Source organism: Ruegeria sp. BJ6 (assembly GCF_056537885.1).
Map to the genome: position 1 here is coordinate 83328 of NZ_JBQFSG010000003.1, position 18147 is coordinate 101474.

At 59.9% G+C, this 18147-nt stretch carries 12 protein-coding genes; 5 read left to right on the top strand and 7 right to left on the bottom strand.

What is annotated here, in order from left to right; genetic code table 11:
* Positions 1-8: 8 nt before the first annotated feature.
* The 4 genes from ACR0D6_RS09310 to ACR0D6_RS09325 are packed head-to-tail and all read right to left on the bottom strand — an operon-like array spanning position 9 to position 8874.
* Complete coding sequence (locus tag ACR0D6_RS09310) at positions 9-848, bottom strand: 2-keto-4-pentenoate hydratase (RefSeq protein WP_480765307.1); 840 nt, start codon at positions 846-848, stop codon at positions 9-11.
* A gap of 10 nt (positions 849-858) precedes the next feature.
* Positions 859-2895: a penicillin-binding protein 1C gene (gene pbpC, locus ACR0D6_RS09315; protein ID WP_480765308.1), complete on the bottom strand. Its 2037-nt coding sequence runs from the start codon at positions 2893-2895 to the stop codon at positions 859-861.
* Complete coding sequence (locus ACR0D6_RS09320) at positions 2888-3451, bottom strand: putative glycolipid-binding domain-containing protein (RefSeq protein ID WP_480765309.1); 564 nt, start codon at positions 3449-3451, stop codon at positions 2888-2890. Before ACR0D6_RS09320 ends, pbpC begins: the two co-directional genes overlap by 8 nt.
* Positions 3448-8874 carry an alpha-2-macroglobulin family protein gene (locus ACR0D6_RS09325; protein WP_480765310.1) on the bottom strand — a complete coding sequence of 1809 codons (5427 nt, stop codon included), beginning with the start codon at positions 8872-8874 and terminating at the stop codon, positions 3448-3450. Before ACR0D6_RS09325 ends, ACR0D6_RS09320 begins: the two co-directional genes overlap by 4 nt.
* A 115-nt stretch (positions 8875-8989) precedes the next feature.
* Between ACR0D6_RS09325 and ACR0D6_RS09330 the strand changes: the two genes are divergently transcribed.
* Positions 8990-11206: a response regulator gene (locus ACR0D6_RS09330; RefSeq protein ID WP_480765311.1), complete on the top strand. Its 2217-nt coding sequence runs from the start codon at positions 8990-8992 to the stop codon at positions 11204-11206.
* Positions 11207-11215: 9 nt separating this feature from the next.
* Positions 11216-11677, top strand: a complete 462-nt coding sequence (locus tag ACR0D6_RS09335; protein WP_480765312.1) for a VOC family protein — start codon at positions 11216-11218, stop codon at positions 11675-11677.
* Here ACR0D6_RS09335 and yaaA read toward each other — a convergent pair.
* The 3 genes from yaaA to ACR0D6_RS09350 form a co-directional block, all read right to left on the bottom strand.
* Positions 11668-12438, bottom strand: coding sequence for a peroxide stress protein YaaA (gene yaaA / locus ACR0D6_RS09340; RefSeq protein ID WP_480765313.1), 771 nt, complete (start codon positions 12436-12438; stop codon positions 11668-11670). The genes ACR0D6_RS09335 and yaaA overlap by 10 nt on opposite strands.
* Positions 12439-12471: 33 nt before the next feature.
* The gene (recQ, locus tag ACR0D6_RS09345; protein WP_480765314.1) at positions 12472-14511 is read right to left on the bottom strand and encodes a DNA helicase RecQ; all 2040 of its coding nucleotides are present in this window, start codon (positions 14509-14511) and stop codon (positions 12472-12474) included.
* A 78-nt stretch (positions 14512-14589) separates the two neighbouring features.
* A complete protein-coding gene (locus tag ACR0D6_RS09350) occupies positions 14590-14877 on the bottom strand; it encodes a YggT family protein (RefSeq protein ID WP_170653592.1) in 288 nt (95 codons plus the stop codon).
* 140 nt (positions 14878-15017) lie between these two features.
* On the opposite strand from ACR0D6_RS09350, the gene ACR0D6_RS09355 reads away from it, so the two are divergent.
* The 3 genes from ACR0D6_RS09355 to ACR0D6_RS09365 are packed head-to-tail and all read left to right on the top strand — an operon-like array spanning position 15018 to position 18102.
* Positions 15018-16385 (top strand): MFS transporter, encoded by a 1368-nt coding sequence (locus ACR0D6_RS09355; protein WP_480765315.1) that lies wholly within the window; start codon positions 15018-15020, stop codon positions 16383-16385.
* Complete coding sequence (gene mepA, locus ACR0D6_RS09360) at positions 16382-17245, top strand: penicillin-insensitive murein endopeptidase (protein ID WP_480765316.1); 864 nt, start codon at positions 16382-16384, stop codon at positions 17243-17245. Before ACR0D6_RS09355 ends, mepA begins: the two co-directional genes overlap by 4 nt.
* Positions 17218-18102, top strand: coding sequence for an esterase-like activity of phytase family protein (locus tag ACR0D6_RS09365; protein ID WP_480765317.1), 885 nt, complete (start codon positions 17218-17220; stop codon positions 18100-18102). Before mepA ends, ACR0D6_RS09365 begins: the two co-directional genes overlap by 28 nt.
* Positions 18103-18147: the final 45 nt, after the last annotated feature.

Below are 18147 nucleotides of genomic sequence, written 5' to 3' on the forward strand. Positions count from 1 at the left end.
CAAGTGGATCACTCAAAGGTGACAGTTACAGTCGGATCACCGGGCAGACCGGAATAGGTAACTGACGCTCCGCCTTTGCCCTTGCCCGGCGGGAACAGCGGCCCGAATGACCCGACCGAGACGAGATCACCGGGTTTGAATTCGACGCCCTTGGACAACAGCCACAATACTGCGTTTGCCGGGTGCCCCAGAACCGCACGTCCCGGTGCCTGTGCCAGAACCTCACCATCGGCTGCACGCAGTGTTACCTGCATGTCGGCTAGTGCAGCGGTCATCGCGGGCGGGTCGGTGACCGGAATTTCCTGCCCAATGACACCCAGCTTTGGCGCGACACCGATTGCGGTTAACGTTACCGGCGTTATCGGCTCATCCTCGGCCAGGATCAGATCGGGAAGCTCGATGAATGGCCTGATGGCCGTGATACTTGCCATCACCTCTTCGGGCGTGGTTGCCTGATTGATTGCCGCGTCACCCACCACCAGTATCAGGTCGGCTTCGAAAACAGGTCGGGCACCCCAATCCGAGGGGATTTCTGCTCCGTCCTTGCGCATCATGTCCCGAAACAGCACGCCTTGAACCGGTTCACTTGCACCAAACCTTTCCTGTGCCGGTTTGCTTGTCAGACCAGCTTTGTAACCGATCACCGGCCCCATATGCGGCTCTAACGCTTGGATAATCAGGGCTTGTGTACACAGCGCGTCGTTCATGTCGCCATCGGCGATCAGGGCGGATGTCGGAGTATTGGACAGATAGTCCGATACAAACCCCTGAATATCGGCTTCTGACGCGCAGTCGGCCAGCGCGCTGCCGGCCAGACATGACATCAAAACGAATATCGAACTCCGCATGGCTTCCTCCCTAATCAATCTGGATGGAGACCCGGTCGGATCGCCCGCGGGCATCGACAATCACAAGCGACGCGTAGCCCCGCCCCGGGTTGGGAATGTCGAATTCCCGCTGGCGCTGATCCGTTGTGACCGGCCTGCCATCCGCCAGAACTGCAAATGGCCCCGTGCCGCCTCGCAGCTTGATCGTAAGCGGCGTGCCGTTGGCGTCCAGACGGGCGCCGTCCGGGGGAAATACCAGTTGCGGCGCATTGTCAGCCGGGGCAAACGCGGCTTTGCGTGGGCGAAATCGTTGAAGTGGTGGCGGCAGCTCTGCTGCACCAACGATCAGGGCGGCGGCAGGTGGTGCGCCAAGCGGGTCAAAATCGGGCTTCAGGTGACCGAAAGCATGAAACAGCAACGGCGCGGCCAGATCGCCGCCAAAAGCCCCGGGGACCGGTGTGCCGTCGGCCCTGCCCAACCACACGCCGATAACATGTCGCCCGTCATATCCGATCGCCCACGCATCGCGATGCCCATAGGAAGTGCCCGTCTTGTAAGCCAGAACACCGACAGGGGCGCCTGACGGCGGGGCCAGTCCCGATAGAATGTCACCAACTTGCCACGCAGCGACATCTGACAGAATTCGGGCGGTTTCGGCTTTGGGTTCAAGCAGGCCATGGCGCAGAACCGGACCTGTTCCACCGGCTGCAATGCCCGCATAAAGCTGCACAAGATCCCGAAGGCTGATACCTATTCCGCCCAAAGAGATGGCGAGCCCGGGGCGTCCGCCGGTCAGTTGCGGTCGGGCTCCGGCACGGCTCATCGCAGCCATGACGCGGGCTGGCCCAAGCTCGTGCGTCAGCCTTACCACTGGAATGTTGAGTGACATCTGCAACGCATCGCGAACCCTGACGTCACCGCGAAAAACGCCGTCGAAGTTGCGCGGCGCGTAGCGGCCGAACATAACCGGGCTATCGCTGATCAGGGTTTCGGGATGCGCCAGCCCCTGATCGAACGCCAGACCATAGACCAGCGGCTTGAGGGTCGAGCCGGGCGACCGCAAGGCCATCGTCATATCGACAAAACCCTGCCGTTCATCTTCGTAACCGGCAGAGCCGACCGATGCGAGGATATCTCCGCTCTGGTGGTCGGCTACGATCAGCGCACCCGAAACACGTGGACCCGCCAACCTCGCGGCTTGCGAGACAAGAGGTTCCAGACGGGCCTGTAATCCGGCATCCAATGTCAGGTCGTGAACTGATGCTTCCGGCGTCAGTTTTGTTATCCGGTCCGTTAGATGTGGGGCCAGACGGGGAAACGGGCGCATCTTTCCAGGAATCGGTTCGGCCATCGCTGCCGATGCCTGCGCTTCGGTCAGGACACCTTGTCGTTGCACTCGTTGCAGGACGCGATCCCGCGCATTGCGCGCTGCATCTGCGTGACGGTCTGGGCGCCGTGCTTCGGGTGACTGAGGCAGGGCAACAAGCAAGGCCGATTGCGCGGGCGTAAGGCGGCGCGGCTCTTTCCCGAACCATGACCGCGTGGCCGCGCGCATACCTTCAAGGTTTCCGCCATAGGGCGCATGGGTGAGATACAGCGTCAGAATTTCGTCTTTGCTCAGGCGTCGCTCAAGCGCATATGCGACTCTGATCTGGCGTAGTTTGCCTTTCCAACGCCCGGTCGATCCATCCTCCAGCAGCCGCGCGACCTGCATGGTCAGGGTCGAGCCACCTGAAACAGTACGCCCGTTCAGGATTGCTTGCCCAAAAGCACGAACAAGGGCAATCGGGTCCACGCCGGAATGCGACCAGAACCGTTTGTCCTCGTACCGGACAAGCATGTCGACATAGCCGCGATCAACATGGCCGGGCGTCAGCCGCCAGATGCCATCACCGACCGGGTAGGCGCGCAAGAGTGCCCCGTTGCGGTCGCGTATTTCGGTCGAGGTTTCGGTCAAAACCGGGGGTAGTAAGGTGGCGTCGATCCAGCGATCACCTGCGTCGCGCAAGGACGCGGCGCAAAAAAGCCCGAAGGCGAGGCCAAGGAACAGATGGCCGGGTTTAGGCATCGACCCATCCCTCCCACAGGCCTGGATACCGGGTGACGAAACCGGACTCGTGCACCCTCAACTCAGCCGAGAAGGCTGGCGACACATACTGAACGTGGTCAGGGCCAAGGCTGGTGTAGGTCTGCTCCAAAGGCCCGATTGTAGCGAAATCCGGCTTCAACCACGCCGCGCAAACTGGCGCAGATTGATCGACTTTCAATGGCAGGCGTCGCAAAGGCAGAAGGTTGGTCGAGGGCGTGAAGCTCAGGTCCAGATCAATACAATCGGCGGTCCCCTCCTGCAAATCGCCGTTCAGATACCAGCCGTCTTCGGCGCGATGCAGCCGCAGGGAAAGTTCGTGGCCATCAACCTCGCCGCCGATATCTGCCGAAATACTGGCCCAACCTAGATCGCAGCGAATATCATAAGTCAGGCTGGCATCGGCCTTCCCATCATGCCAGATCGCCTGACCGACCAGCATCCAGCCATTGTTCAGCCGTGACAAGGTGCAACGATCCGTTCCCTCCTTATCCAGCCGCCGCCAGTGGGCTGTTGCTATGGCCGTCCGGCCGGTCATCGTACAATCACCCGCCCGGTATCCGTCCGGGCGCGGTTTTGCGGGCGATACATATCCTCGACCGACGCCGCCGGGTGGTGGAAGTTGCCCGGAGTGACCGCACGGGCGACATAGGCAAGCGTCACGGTCTTGCGCCCCTGAATATCCACTGCAGCAAGAAACCGGTCGGTTCGGAATTCGGCATGGGTGGCTTCGGACAAATCAAGCCAATCGAGCGTGCGAACATCGCCAGAGCGCAACAGGCTGGGATTGTCTATCTCAATCCCGGCAGGCAGAGGATCATCCATCATCAACCGTGCACCACCATTTTCAAAGGGCTTTACGGTGAGCACCGTGACAAATCGTTCCCCCACGGCGAAATCCCGGCGATCCAGCGGTTCGCCTTCCATCGAGTAATACTTCCGTTCAATGGCGTAACCGGTTCCGCCCGCGCCCGGGGCAACTTCGGGTACACCGGTGACCGTCAGAGTAATATCGGTGCTACGATTGCTGGCGCTGGTGATATTCAGTTCTTTGTTCGCGTCACTTTCCAGCACCTGCACAAACGGTCCCTCGACCACCGCGCCATTCACGCGCAGCCCCGATTGTTCAGGCGTCGCGATCAGCGAATGCGCGGCCAGCAGGGACCACGCAGCCTCCTGCGTTGAGAGATATTCGCGCGGTGTACTGATCCGCTGCACCAGAGCATCGCGATCTACTACGGCGCTGCCTGCATCGGTAGCCAGTGCAAGCACCCCGGCTGCATCGCGCAAAGAGGTTCCGTAGTCCGCGCGCCAGATTGATGCCTGTTGTGAGTTATCCGCGCCAATCATCCGGGCGGCTCGGGCAAACATCGCGTCTGCCCGCGTCTGATCCCCATAAAAGGCCAACGCCGCACCAAGCTGGGCCGCTGCAAGCGGAGAGTCAAAGGCCCCTCCCTTTACGTCGGCATAGTAGCGCAGATCGCCCATCGACGCGGCACCTTCGCGCGCCAGCACCATCAGGGCATAAGCAATGTCCCGTCCTCCGGTGTCAAAGTCCGGGGCATAGTTGATATGATTGCGCAGGTTGTCCATCGCCTGTGCAAAAGCCCCGTCCGGAACTGCGTGACCCTGCGCCCGTGCCCGCGACAGGAAATCACTGACATAGGCATCCAGCCAGAAATCCCCGCTTTCGGCCCGCCACAGACCAAACGCACCGTTCGGGGCTTGCCGCGCCAGAATGCTCCGGATCGAGTCACTGACCCTTTTGTCGGCGGCTGATCCTTCGTCAAGGCCCCAGCTTTGCGCGACCGAGGACAGATACAGCAGCGGCAAGGCCTTGCTCGTGATCTGTTCGGTGCAGCCATAAGGATAACGGTTCAGCCTGTCCAACAGTCCTGGCGCGTCGAGCTTGGCCAGCGGACCCGCGGACAGAATTGCCCTAGCCGATCCGGACTGGAAACCATCAAACACATCGGATGAGAACAGAAAGCTGTCTCCAGAACCCAGTAAAAACCGTCGTGTCAGAGCCACAACCGGGTCGTTTGACCGGACCGGCAGGCGCAGTGATTGCCTCAGCTCCTGCCCGTCCGGCGTTTTCAACGCCACGGTGAATTCGGGGTCGCCCAGCGTGTTGGCGCGTACCGGAACCTCGTATGTGATCTTGCCGCCGGCAGTCAGGGAAAACGATGCCGGAACCTCACCCAGTGTCAGGGTGTCCGGCGCCGTCAGGGCCAAGCCCATGTCGCCGGTTGGCCCGTCGGCGTGGACGATCTCAAGCAACATCCGGCTTTCATCACCTGGTGCAAGAAACCGGGGCAGACTGGCCGTGACGACGACCGGATCGCGCACGATCATTTCAGCCTCGGCCTGACCAAGTGCTGATTTTGACCACGCGACAACCATCAGCCGCACAGTGCCGTTAAAAGCAGGTAGCGGGATATCGACGATGGCTTCTCCGTCAGAATCGACCTGAACCGGCCCGCTGAACACGGCCATCAGATCCTGCGTTGGCGGGGGTGACTGCATCCGCATGCCGTTGTCATTGTCCCCGCCCGAACGCACGATACCCAATGCGCCGTTCATTCCGTCGATCAGACGGCCATAAACATCCCGCAATTCGACCCCTAGTCTGCGCTGCCCAAAATAGTGGCCGGTCGGGTCCGGGCTTTCGAACCCGGTCAGATTCAGGATGCCGACGTCAACTGCCGCAAGGGTCAGCCATACCTGTTCCCCTTCTTTGGCATCTTCGACAGTGATACGGGCCTTTTCGGTTTGTCTTGGTTTGCTGACTTCGGGCACGTCAATGGCCACAGACAGTTTGCGCCCAACAGGCTCGACCGAGGCATGAGAAAGGCCCAGTGCCCGCGATGGGTTCTGGCCTGCGGACACATCCATCGGGCGGATTACAGTCGCGGCGACATATGCGCCCGCGCCCCATTCATCCGTGACATTCAGCGGTATGACGGTTTCGCCCTCGGGGACTTCGACCATCCGGCGTTCGATCAACCTGTTGGACATCACGTCGATCTGAGCCACCCCGGCCATGCGCGGCACGATCCGCAATTGCGCGGTGTCACCGGGGCGGTAGCTGTCCCGGTCCAACGACATTTCCAGCCGGTCGGGCGTGGTTGACGCATCCGCCGACCGGTACCAGCCCGCATAGAAATCCACCGCGGCTTCAGCGTAGTCGCCATCAATGCGCTGCACCACCAGTTCATACCGGCCCCAATCAACCAGTTGGCCAAGGGTCAGCGGGTCGGGTCCCAACTGCGATTCTCCGGTGGCGACACGCGACCGCCGGGTTGTGGGTTCCCAATTCCAGTTACCGTGAAGCTGATACCACTGATACCGCGTTTCCAGCCGGTTCAGCGTCCAGCGAACCTGCATTGGCGCTGGGGTCATCTCGGGGGACAGGGCGATGATCTGAAACTGGGCTTCGGACCCTTCACTGACGACATCCTCGAACATCGGTTTGATCCCGATTACGGGCGCTGAGGAAAGGACCGGAGCTGCTATCTGACGTTCGACCGGACGGCCGGACCCGTCGGCCAGACGTACAGTTACCGTAGCCTCCATCGGTTTGCCATCAGTCTCTAATTGGGGGATTTCGACTGGTATCGTCGTGCGACCCTGTGCATCCGTTCGGTCACCACCGAAATGGGTGCTTTGGGTGGAAAGGGGGCTGTCATATCGGCCAAATCGATATCCGTCATATCCCGAAATCGTCTCGGCAGGCCGTACGATCACTTGCCCGTCAATCGTCAGATCCGAGCCGGGGGCGCCAAACAGATATTTCGCCTCGATCCGCAGGGGCGGGGTATCTCCGGCCCTTAGCGGTGCGTCCGGCAGAGCCAGATCAAAGTCGAAACGTTCTGGCAGGAAATCTTCGACCAGAACGGTTTGCCGGGCCAGATCGTCACCTTTGGGGTCCGATCTCAGTTCGATCTGCCAGGACCCGCGCGGAACATCCGCCGCCACTGGCAGGGCAAAGACGTGGCCTCCGGCGAAACCGCCATCCGATACCGACCGGCGGTACTCCACGCCATCGGGGCGGCGCAAAATTGCAGTCAGCGGCAGATTTTCGATGGCGCCGGCCTGATCATCGCGCGACAGCGCCGTCACATAGATTGTCTCTCCGGCGCGATAGGCCCCGCGATCTGTTGTCAAGAATACATCCACAGGCCCCGCGGGCGCACGGCCCTCGACGCCGCGATCCGACAGATCGAAGGCCGGATCGGTCAGCGACAGAAAGTTGAAATCCACCTCTCCGTCCGCCGCAAGTATCATAGCTGGTGCGCTGGCCCCTTTGCCTCGGGCCAGTCCGGGATCAAACCGGGCATACCCTTCGGCGTCAGTCTGAGTTTTGCCGATGACGGCATTGGCGCGGGACACAAGCGAAACCTCCACTCCGGCACGCGGCGCCGCATCAGCCAGACCGCGCACCGTGACGTGCAATCCGTCTGTACCGGAAACCGAACTGATCCCCAGATTGGACAAAACAAACCATTGCGTCGCACCGGGGTCGTCATAGGGATCGGCACCGGGAACGCGCGCGGTCAGAGCGTAAATACCAGCGGGCTGTCCCGAAATGGCGTCAGCCATCGGCAGGCGCGTGGTCATGTCCCGGTTTAACTCCGAGGTAACTTCGGCGGTTCCCGACCAAACATCCTGAGCTATTTCGTCCGAGAATGTCCGTTCCTGCCAGTTACTGAGGGGACGGCCAAAGAAATCCTCTTGCACGGCGCGCAGCAGATTGCGGTCGCTGACGCGGCGCAACGTCAGATCCAGGGTCGTGACATTGACCGATTCCACCGGCAATGCCGCATCCGCGGCTTTTGGCAGGACATAGGCCCGCCCCGGAAACCGGACCGATGGGGCGCGGTCGCGGACATAGTGGGTCAGTTCAACATCTTTGATCAGGGCTTCGCCTGATGCAGCAGGCAGGCCTTGCCGGAAGGTGACACGATACCTTTTCCCGTGTTCGACACCATCCACGCAAAGCTGATTTCCGTCAGCCTGCACCACCAGCTGCGGGTCGGGAAGGCGCACGAATGGCTCATAATCTACACCCGCTTTGACAAGCGGCTCGGAAAATTCGGCGCAAATGCGGGGGGCCGATGCGTCACTTTCAACTGTGCTATCAACAACGCGAAAACCATATTTGCCGATGGCCCGTTCCAGAGCAGCCAGAACATCCGGCCGCTGCTGAAGCTCTGACGCAAGGCGCAGCGTTGAAACCATGTCGCGCCCGCGCTCGTTTTCCTCCAGCGCATCTGCAAGCATCATCAGCGCGCTGACCTGCGCGCCTGCAGTGTCTGACCGCAGATAACCGTTGATTGCGGCACTCAGTGCCCGCGCTCGCAGCGCGCGTTTTCGGGTCCAGTCGTTGGTCTGAATGCTCAGCAACAACCGGGCGTATTCGGTCCAGAGGTCGGGCCTGTCATCAAGCGACACAGCAGCGCCGGTCCATCGCATGGCCTGATCGGGGGTCGATGCGGCTTGTGCCGCTCCAAGAATTGCATCCAAATCCAGTCCGCCCGCCAGATGACGCAGTCCCAGATCCCGGGCCTGTTGATAGGCCTGTTTCAGATCGGCGGGTTTCAGAAACTCCAGATTCGCTGCTCGGGTGTTCGAACGCTCCAGTGTCCGGGCATCTGTCACGATTTTTTGCGCGGATATCGCCCCTTCATAAGGTTCCTGCCGGTTCACTCCGCTTTTGGGAAAACATGCATTCGACCTGGTGTTAAAGGTAAATGCCGCACAGTTCCGGTTTGCCGAGCAGGCCCGAATGCAGGATTTAAGGTCTGTATCGAACAGGGCATTCAGATCAGACCCATAAAAATCGGCATCCCGCGTGCCGACATAGCGGAACTCCGGAACCGCCGATTGCGCGTGAACGGCGGTTACCGGGAAAAAAAGCGATATAATCAAAGGTATTGCGGAAAATACGAAGCGACGCATCACGACCTCCTGTTTGACGAAAGGGTCGCATGAGGCCGCTTTACAATGCAACGGCTTAAACTCTTTTTCATCGTCTCGGCGGATGCTGCGGAAGAACCGCCCGGAGACCCAGATCATGAGCCTTGCCGATAAACTTGCCCAGGAACGGCGCGCGCGTTTGGCCGCCGAAAGATTGCTGGAACAGAAACAGGCCGAACTGTCTGCTGCGAACCGCAAGCTTGGCCGCCACGCGATTGCCCTGACCCGACAGATCGGCGAAACGCAGGCCGAGGTGGCGACAGTTCGGGATGAAAACGAAAAGGTTAAATCGGACCTGACAGTGGCCAACGCCAAGATCGAGGTGGCAGAGCGCCGTCTTTGGCACTCCATCCAGACCATTCATGACGGGTTCGCGTTTTTCGATGGTGAAAACACACTGATTGGCGCGAACGCAGCCTACCTGAGCGTATTCGAAGGGCTAAGCGAGGTCGCGCCAGGTGTCTCATACCTGCGCCTGCTGGAAATCATGACGGACGAAGGGATTGTTGATACAGGGTCGGAGCCGGGTGCCGACTGGCGCGCCAGAATGCAGAAACGCTGGGGCCGGTCAAACCCCGAGCCGATCGTGATCCAGTTGTGGAATGGCCAGTATATCCGACTGATAGATCAGCGGGGGCAGGGCGGCGATGTCGTCAGCCTTGCGTTGAACATCACGGCTTCGGTCCGGCATGAAGCTGAATTGCAGGGTGCGCGGGACCGGGCCGAGGCGGCCAATCGCGCGAAATCCGCCTTTCTGGCCAACATGAGTCACGAGATCAGGACGCCCATGAATGGCATTGTCGGGATGAGTGAGTTGTTGATCGAAACGCCACTGGATGAAGAACAGCGGCTGTACGTCAACACCATCCGGAATTCGGGTGAGGCGCTGCTGGTCATCATCAACGATGTTCTGGACTATTCCAAGATCGAGGCGGACAAGCTGCTGCTGCACGCCGAAGAATTTGATCTGGAACGCTGCATTCACGAGGTGGCGATGCTGTTGCAGCCCTGCGTGCGGGACAAGGGGCTGACGTTGCTTGTCGATTATGATCTGTTTTTGCCCACGTTATTTGTCGGCGACCCGGGCCGGATACGACAAGTGCTGACCAACCTTGTGGGAAATGCGGTGAAATTCACCGCTGAAGGGCATGTGCTTATCCGGGTTACGGGCGTGCCGCATCAGGACAGCCAAACCTGCGACATTCATGTAGCAATCGAAGATACAGGTATCGGGATCGCGCCGGACAAGATCGACCACATCTTTGGCGAATTCAATCAGGTCGAAGGCGAACGCAACCGCCAGTTTGAAGGCACGGGGCTGGGGTTGGCGATCTCGAAGCGGTTGATTTCGATGATGGGGGGGACGGTCTGGGTGGAAAGCGAAGAAAGGCGCGGTTCCTGCTTTGGCTTTCGTGTCACACTGCCGACCACGGACGGGCCACAGCCCGCGCCTCCCGATCTTGCGGACAGGTTGCAGCACGTGATGGTGGTGGACGATCTGGCCGTTAACCGGGCGATCCTGATGAAACAGTTGGGGCGGCTGGGTTCCCGGGTGACGGTGTGCGAAACCGGGACCGAGGCGTTGGAACGGCTTGATGGCTCGGTCGATCTGATCCTGTGCGACCACGACCTGCCGGATATGGACGGGCTGGAACTGGCCCTATCCCTGCGCGAAAAGGGGTGGCAGGACGTGCCCGTTGTATTGATGTCCGCCAATCCGGGGTTGGTGCAGGCTGATCCTGCGCGCGCGCTTATTCAGGGTGTGCTGCAAAAACCGCTTCCCCGGGCCGAGCTGTTTTCACGGCTGATCGCACTTGGTGATCCGGTTTTTGTGGACAGGGATACCGAACAGAATAGCTTGCCTGATACGGGTAAATCCGGCGCAACGCAGGGCGGACAAAGGCGCATGCGCGTTCTGGCGGCCGAAGACAACCGCACCAATCAACTGATCCTGAAAAAGATGACCAAAGACCTGAACATTGATCTGCAATTCGCCGCAAACGGGGTAGAGGCGGTTCAGGCCTGTTCAGACTTTGCCCCCGATCTGATCTTTATGGATATTTCCATGCCACAGATGGACGGAAAACAGGCAACGGCCGAAATTCGAGCGGCAGAGGTCGGAACAGACCGGCACGTGCCGATCATTGCTCTGACCGCTCATGCGATGGCGGGGGATGATCAGGGGATACTGGCCGCAGGGCTTGATCACTATCTGACAAAGCCACTGCACAAACAGCTGATCCATCAGGCGATCCGCACACACTGCCCTGCGGGTGTGTTCCCTGTTGTTGATGAGGATGAGCCGGCGCTGTAGTTTCGCCACATGTCAGATCAAAAAGGGTTTCGGCCTCGCGCGCTGGGCGAGATTGCCATTCGCTGCGCCGATATGGGCGCGATGGTGGAGTTTTATGAGAATGTGATCGGGTTGGAGCGTCTGACCGGCGATCACAACAGCGCCATCACCTTTTTTCGCATCGCCGAAGGGTTCGGCGGGCATACGCAGGTGCTGGCCCTGTTTCACTACATGGCTGCGCCGCGCCCCGGCCTGCACCCAACCGGCACGGAACGGCCCGCGACCGGGGCAGGGTCGTCACTGCACCACATTGCGCTGTCCCTGCCGTTTGCCGAGCAGGAGGCCGTGATGCGCTGGTATGACAAACTTGGCCAGCCCTATCGCATCGAACAATTCGGCTGGATCGGATGGCGCGGTATTTTCACCGAAGATCCCGAGGGCAACACGGTCGAGTTGGTCGCCTATGACCCTTCGATGCTGGATCAGGCCTGATAGGGGCGCAGGAAAACGGGCTTATCCTTTTCCGACAGGTCCGGGCGATATTCATAGCCGCCGGTGTCGAAATCCAGCAACCCGTTGGGATCGGTCAATCGGTGCTGAATGATATAGCGGGCCATGGCACCGCGTGCCTTCTTTGCGAAAAAGCTGACGATCTTGGGGGTGCCGCCTTTGTCTTCCATGAAGACCGGGGTGATCACCCGCAGTTTCAGCGCTTTAGGGTCTACTGCGCCGAAATATTCCTGACTGGCACAGTTCACCAGAACACCTGACCCGATCACTTCACCTTGCGCGTTCAGGGTCTTGCTCAGCTGGTCGCGCCAGTATTCATACAGGTTCTTGCCGCGCCGGGTCTTCAGCTTGCTGCCCATCTCAAGACGATAGGCCTGAATGGCGTCCAGCGGGCGCAGCACACCGTATAGCCCGGACAGAATGCGCAAGTGGTCCTGCGCCCATGCCATTTCATCGCTATCCAGCGAAGCAGCCTCAAGCCCCTGATAGGTGTCACCGGCAAAGGCCAGTGCGGCAGGGCGGGTCACATCTGCCGCAGGAGTATCGGAAAAGGCGCGGTACCGGTCCCGGTTCAGGCGGGCCAGATCATCGCTGAGGTCCATCAGTTTCTTAAGATCGCCCAGCGTCAAGTTGCGGGCGGTTTTTGACAGGCGGATCGCGTCATCCTGAAAATCCGGCTGCGTGACCTCGGCGTCCCGCTCTGCCCAGTCCAGCCGCTTGGCCGGGGAAATCACTACCAGCATATCCGTCCTCGTTCCTTGCCTGATTGGCCGTATCTAGCCCGCATCCCGCAGCACGTCCAGAAACGCGGCACCAAACCTTTCGTGACGCCGGTCGCCCAGCACCTGTTCTATTCCGCGCGAATCTTCAGGCCGCAATTGCGCGATCCTGGCCAGTTGCGAGGCGGAACAGGTCAGCGGCTTGTCGATGCCATCGGGCCCGCGCGACAGCTGCGTCTGCACCTCAAGTAGGCGGTCATAGATACCGCCCTGATCGCGCCCGGCCAGTTTACGGCGGGCAGGGTGCAATTCTTCGATGGCGCCGGTCAGAACCTCAAGGAATGTCGTGCCATAGCGTTCCAGTTTTTTCGCACCAACTCCGCCGATCCGGGCCATATCATCCAAGGTGCCGGGGCGGCTTTCCGCCATCTCGATCAAGGTGCGGTCGGGAAAGATGACATAAGCCGGAACACGCGCGGCCTCGGCCAGAGCGCGGCGTTTGGCCTTGAGCGCGGACAGTAGGGGCGCGTCCTCTTCCGACACCATCATCTTGACTGCGGGGCGACGAGTGGCCTTGCGGATCGTGTCCTTGCGCAGGTTGATCTGTGCCTCACCTTTCAGGATCGGCTTGGCCGCTTCGGTCATGCGCAATGCGCCGTGGCGTTCGGGATCGGGGCGGACCAGATCATGGCCCATCATCTGACGGAAAATCGCCTGCCATTGCGGGCGCGACCAGTCTTTGCCGATGCCATAGGTTGACAGGCTGTCATGGCGACGTGCGCGGATCTTGTCGGTCTCGTTGCCCAAAAGGATGTCGATCAGATGACCCGTGCCGAACCATTCTTCGGTACGCAGGATCGCGGACAGGGCCATGCGAACCGGCGTGGTGCCGTCGAACACCTCGGGTGGTGTATCGCACAGATCGCATTTCCCGCAGGGTTCGATCTGTTCTCCGAAGTAGCCCAGCAGAGTCTGGCGGCGGCATACCAACGCCTCGGCCAGACCCAGCAGGGCGTTCAGCCGGGCGTGATCGGCCATGCGCCGTTCGGGCGGTGCAAGCCCTTCGTCGATTTGCGAACGTCGCAGGCGGATATCGTCGGTGCCGAACAGGGTTAATGTCTCGGCAGGGCCGCCATCGCGGCCAGCGCGACCAATTTCCTGATAATAGGCCTCGATGGATTTGGGCAGGTCCGCATGGGCGACCCAACGGATATCGGGCTTGTCGATGCCCATGCCGAACGCCACTGTGGCAACCACGATCAGCCCATCCTCACGAGCAAAACGGGTTTCAACGATGCGGCGATCCTCGGCCTCCATCCCGCCGTGATAGTGGCAGGCGGTGTGGCCTTCGGCGCGCAGGGCCTGGGCCAATACCTCGGTCTTGTTGCGGGTGCCGCAATAGACAATGCCGGACTGGCCCTTCCGCGCCTCGGCAAAATCGAGGACTTGTTTGCGCGGACCGTCTTTGGCGGCAAAAGCGAGATGTATGTTGGGGCGATCAAAGCCACGCAGAAATTTGCGCGGTGCGGCGCCGTCGAACAGTTTCTCGACAATCTCGTCCTGCGTTTCCGCGTCCGCCGTGGCGGTGAACGCCGCCAGAGGCACGTCAAGCGCGCGCCGCAGCTCTCCGATCCGCAGGTAATCCGGGCGAAAATCGTGGCCCCACTGGCTGACGCAATGGGCCTCGTCCACCGCGATCAGGCTGACATTGATCCGCCGCAGCATGCCCAGGGCCGACCCGGCAGCCAGCCGTTCAGGCGCCATGTAAAGCAGTTTCAGCCGTCCGGCCTCCAACGCCTCCCACACTGCATCGGTTTCTTCGGGGGTGTTGCCCGAGGTCAGCGCGCCGGCCTCGACGCCTGCTTCTTGTAACCCGCGCACCTGATCCCGCATCAACGCGATCAGCGGGGAAATCACCACCGTCACGCCGTCGCGCAACAGGGCAGGTAGTTGAAAACACAAGGATTTGCCGCCGCCTGTCGGCATGATGGCGAGCACGTTTTCACCCAGCGTGACGGCATCGACGATCTCTTCCTGACCGGGGCGGAAGTCGTCGAATCCAAAGACATCTCGCAGCAGCGGTGCGGCGTCGAACATGTGCGGGGTGGCCCTGTTTTAAGGTTTATCTGCTCTTATGACAGGACAATCACATACTAAGATTCGGTGAACAAGAGGTCAGTAGAAATAGACCGCATTGTTGATCAGCACGATCCGCAGCGCATAGACACCGATCAACACCACCAGCGGTGTCAGGTCCAGACCGCCCATTGCGGGCAGGATACGGCGGATGGGACCGTAAAGCGGTTCCAGAATGCGGTTCAGGCCATACCATATCTGTGCCACGAATTGCTGATGCAGGTTCAGTACCTGAAAGCTGATCAGCCAGCTCATGATCACGTGGGCCAGAATGAAGAACCAGACGATATCCAGGATCAGCAGCAGGATTTGGATCAGCGACAGCATGGGAACTCCGTTTTCACATTGGCTGAGACCTAAGCGCCGAAGGGACAAAGGGCAAGCCCGTGCAGCATCGAAGCCAACAGAATGCTTGCGAAAATGCCCAAAGGTCCGTCTTATGGCACAAAAGAACGCAAGGGGCAGTCATGGCAGAGATTTCCAGGCGCAGGCGCATATGGGGATGGTGGTTTTTTGATTGGGCCAGCCAGCCCTTTCACACCCTTCTGGTGACATTTGTGTTCGGCCCCTATTTCGCGGGGGTTGCGGCCGGGTACTTTACAGAGACCGGCATGGATGCCCAATCCGCCGCTGCGCACGCGCAGAGCGTTTGGGCGCGTTGCCTGACCATAACAGGGCTGATCATCGCCTTCGGCGCGCCGCTGCTGGGGGCCATGGCTGACGTAACCGGTCGCCGCATTCCGTGGATATTTGCGTTTTCCGTGATGTACGCGGTGGGGTCTGCGGCCTTGTGGTACACGATGCCGGACGGATCGAACATGTGGCTGATGTTGTCCGCCTTCGGTTTCGGCTTTGTCGGTGCGGAATACGCGTTGATCTTCATCAACTCGCAGCTGCCCGATCTGGGGGATGAGAATGAGGTTGGCGAAATCTCGGGCTCGGGCTTTGCTTTTGGATATTTTGGCGGTCTGTTGTCGCTTGCAATCATGCTTGCGTTGTTTGTCGAGCAGCCGAACGGCAAGACCCTGATCGGGATGGACCCGTTGTTTGGTCTGGATGCCGCTGCGCGCGAGGGCACGCGCTTTGTCGGCCCCTTCACAGCCGGTTGGTTCGTCCTGTTCATGGTGCCCTATTTCCTGTGGGTTCGCGACGATGAGGTAACGAATAAAAAGGGCAGCGTGGGTGAGGCGCTGCGGCTTTTGGGCAAATCGGTCTCGGCGTTGCGCCACCGGGGCAGCCTGGCGGCCTATCTGGGTTCGTCCATGTTCTACCGCGATGCGCTGAACGGGCTTTATAGCTTTGGCGGCATCTATGCCCGTCTGGTGCTGGAATGGGATCTCATCAAGATCGGTGTCTTTGGGATCGTCAGCGTGCTGGCCTCGGCCATCTTTGCCTGGATCGGCGGGAAGATGGATAAGAAATATGGCCCTAAACCGGTCATTCTGGTTGCGATCTGGGTGCTTATTCTGGTGTGCACGACGGTGGTTTCGATGGATCGCACGCAGATTTTCGGCATCGGCCTGCCCGAGGGGTCAAACCTGCCCGATCTGACCTTCTTTGGTTGCGGTGTTCTGATCGGGGGCATGGGCGGCATTCTGCAATCGGCCAGCCGTTCGATGATGGTGCGTCATACCGATCCGAAAACACCTGTCGAGAGCTTCGGTCTTTATGGCCTGTCTGGCCGCGCAACTGCATTCGCAGCACCGCTTTTGATCGACATCGCAACAGTTGCCACCGGTAGTGCACGTTTGGGGGTGTCTCCAATCGTTCTGTTGTTTATTCTGGGCCTGTTCCTGATGCGCTGGGTCAGACCGGAAGGGGACCAGACCGGATGATTTTATTACGTTTTTTGACTGTCGCCATCGCTTTGATTATGGGGAGTGCGGTAAGCGCCGAGCCCCTTGCGAAACAGTTATTCGGGGCGCAGAAGGAAAGCTCCCGGCAGAAACCCGCCGCTTTCGGCAGCTATTCCCGTGGTTGTGCCGCCGGGTCTGTGCAGTTGCCTGAAACCGGCCCCACATGGCAGGCCATGCGCCTGTCGCGCAATCGCAACTGGGGACACCCACAGGCGATCGATTATGTTCAGGACCTCAGCGGCTTTGCCGCAAAACAACCGGGGTGGAGTGGTCTCTATATCGGCGATATCAGCCAGCCACGTGGCGGGCCGATGACTTCGGGGCACCGCAGCCATCAACTGGGCCTGGACATCGATATCTGGATGCTACCGGCAGACAATCTGCGCCTGTCTCGTAAATCGCGCGAGAATATCTCGTCGGTATCTCTGCGCCGCTCCAATGGGGCTTATGTAAACAGCAACTGGTCGTCGCAGCACCACGCCATCCTGCGCGAAGCGGCCAAAGACAAACGGGTCGCGCGTATCTTTGTATTCCCCGGTGCCAAGGTTCAGATGTGCAACGATGAAAAAGGCAACCGGGCTTATCTGCGCAAGATCAGACCGTGGTGGGGACATCACTATCATTTCCATGTCCGACTGAAGTGCCCCAAAGGATCGCGCGGCTGCGTCAATCAGGACCCGCCGCCCAAAGGCGATGGCTGCGCCGAGGCGCAGCAATGGGTTCGCAACATCCTGAACCCGCCGCCGCCTGATCCAAACGCACCACCGCCCAAAAAGCGTCGCGAGTATGTAATGGCAGATTTGCCCAATCAATGCGTTTCAGTGCTGCAATCCAACTGATCCCAGCGCTGTTTCTGGCCGCTGCCGCAAGCGCGGTTGAGGTCAGAACAGCCACGCATCTGGACAGCTATACTTGGCAACACGACGCCGACTGGTTTGGCGGGTTTTCCGCCCTGACGCTTTCAGATGACGGGCAAAGCATGGTTATTCTGAGCGACCGCGCAAAGCTTGCGACGGCACGAATAATTCGCTCGGGCGGCTATATACGAGAGGTCAGAATAGATAAAGTCTGGCCCGTCCGATCCAGCCGAAACCGTATCCTGCCGGGATGGACCGGGGATTCCGAAGGGCTTGCCGCCGGTGACAACGGCGATTTCTACATCTCGTTCGAAGGCGTACACAGGGTGGCGCACTATGCCCAGCCTGACGCGCGGGCCCGGGTTCTGCCACGTCCCCCGGTGTTCAGGACTTTTGAGGACAACGGATCGTTCGAAGCGCTGGCAATCGACGGGCAGGGCAGGCTGTATACCCTGACCGAAAAAAGCAGAACGGCAGACGGCCACATTCCCGTCTATCGCTGGGACGGTTCGGCATGGTCCATGCCTTTCACTCTCCCACAGCGGGGCAGGTTTCGTCCGGTCGCGTCCGATTTTGGCCCGGATGGCCGGTTCTATGTGCTGGAGCGTGCGGTTTCCCTGTTTGGTTTCAAATCGCGATTGCGTCGGTGGCAGCTGGACGAGGATGATGTCTTTGCCGAAGAGATCCTGTTTGAAACCTCGGCCCGCACCCATGACAATCTTGAAGGTCTGTCTGTTTGGCGCGATGGCCAGAACAGGCTGAGGGCGACGATGGTATCTGATGATAATTTCCTGTTCCTGCAACGAACGGAGCTTGTGGAATACGCTTTACCTGACTGACTTGCCAAATGCGTTTTAACTCGCTAGAAGCGCGGCTTGCCTTGG

Bases quoted from the DNA above. Each gene is read 5' to 3' on its own strand.
- ACR0D6_RS09310 (WP_480765307.1), bottom strand. From the start codon at position 848: ATGCGGAGTTCGATATTCGTTTTGATGTCATGTCTGGCCGGCAGCGCG.
- pbpC (WP_480765308.1), bottom strand. From the start codon at position 2,895: ATGCCTAAACCCGGCCATCTGTTCCTTGGCCTCGCCTTCGGGCTTTTT.
- ACR0D6_RS09320 (WP_480765309.1), bottom strand. From the start codon at position 3,451: ATGACCGGCCGGACGGCCATAGCAACAGCCCACTGGCGGCGGCTGGAT.
- ACR0D6_RS09325 (WP_480765310.1), bottom strand. From the start codon at position 8,874: ATGCGTCGCTTCGTATTTTCCGCAATACCTTTGATTATATCGCTTTTT.
- ACR0D6_RS09330 (WP_480765311.1), top strand. From the start codon at position 8,990: ATGAGCCTTGCCGATAAACTTGCCCAGGAACGGCGCGCGCGTTTGGCC.
- ACR0D6_RS09335 (WP_480765312.1), top strand. From the start codon at position 11,216: ATGTCAGATCAAAAAGGGTTTCGGCCTCGCGCGCTGGGCGAGATTGCC.
- yaaA (WP_480765313.1), bottom strand. From the start codon at position 12,438: ATGCTGGTAGTGATTTCCCCGGCCAAGCGGCTGGACTGGGCAGAGCGG.
- recQ (WP_480765314.1), bottom strand. From the start codon at position 14,511: ATGTTCGACGCCGCACCGCTGCTGCGAGATGTCTTTGGATTCGACGAC.
- ACR0D6_RS09350 (WP_170653592.1), bottom strand. From the start codon at position 14,877: ATGCTGTCGCTGATCCAAATCCTGCTGCTGATCCTGGATATCGTCTGG.
- ACR0D6_RS09355 (WP_480765315.1), top strand. From the start codon at position 15,018: ATGGCAGAGATTTCCAGGCGCAGGCGCATATGGGGATGGTGGTTTTTT.
- mepA (WP_480765316.1), top strand. From the start codon at position 16,382: ATGATTTTATTACGTTTTTTGACTGTCGCCATCGCTTTGATTATGGGG.
- ACR0D6_RS09365 (WP_480765317.1), top strand. From the start codon at position 17,218: ATGCGTTTCAGTGCTGCAATCCAACTGATCCCAGCGCTGTTTCTGGCC.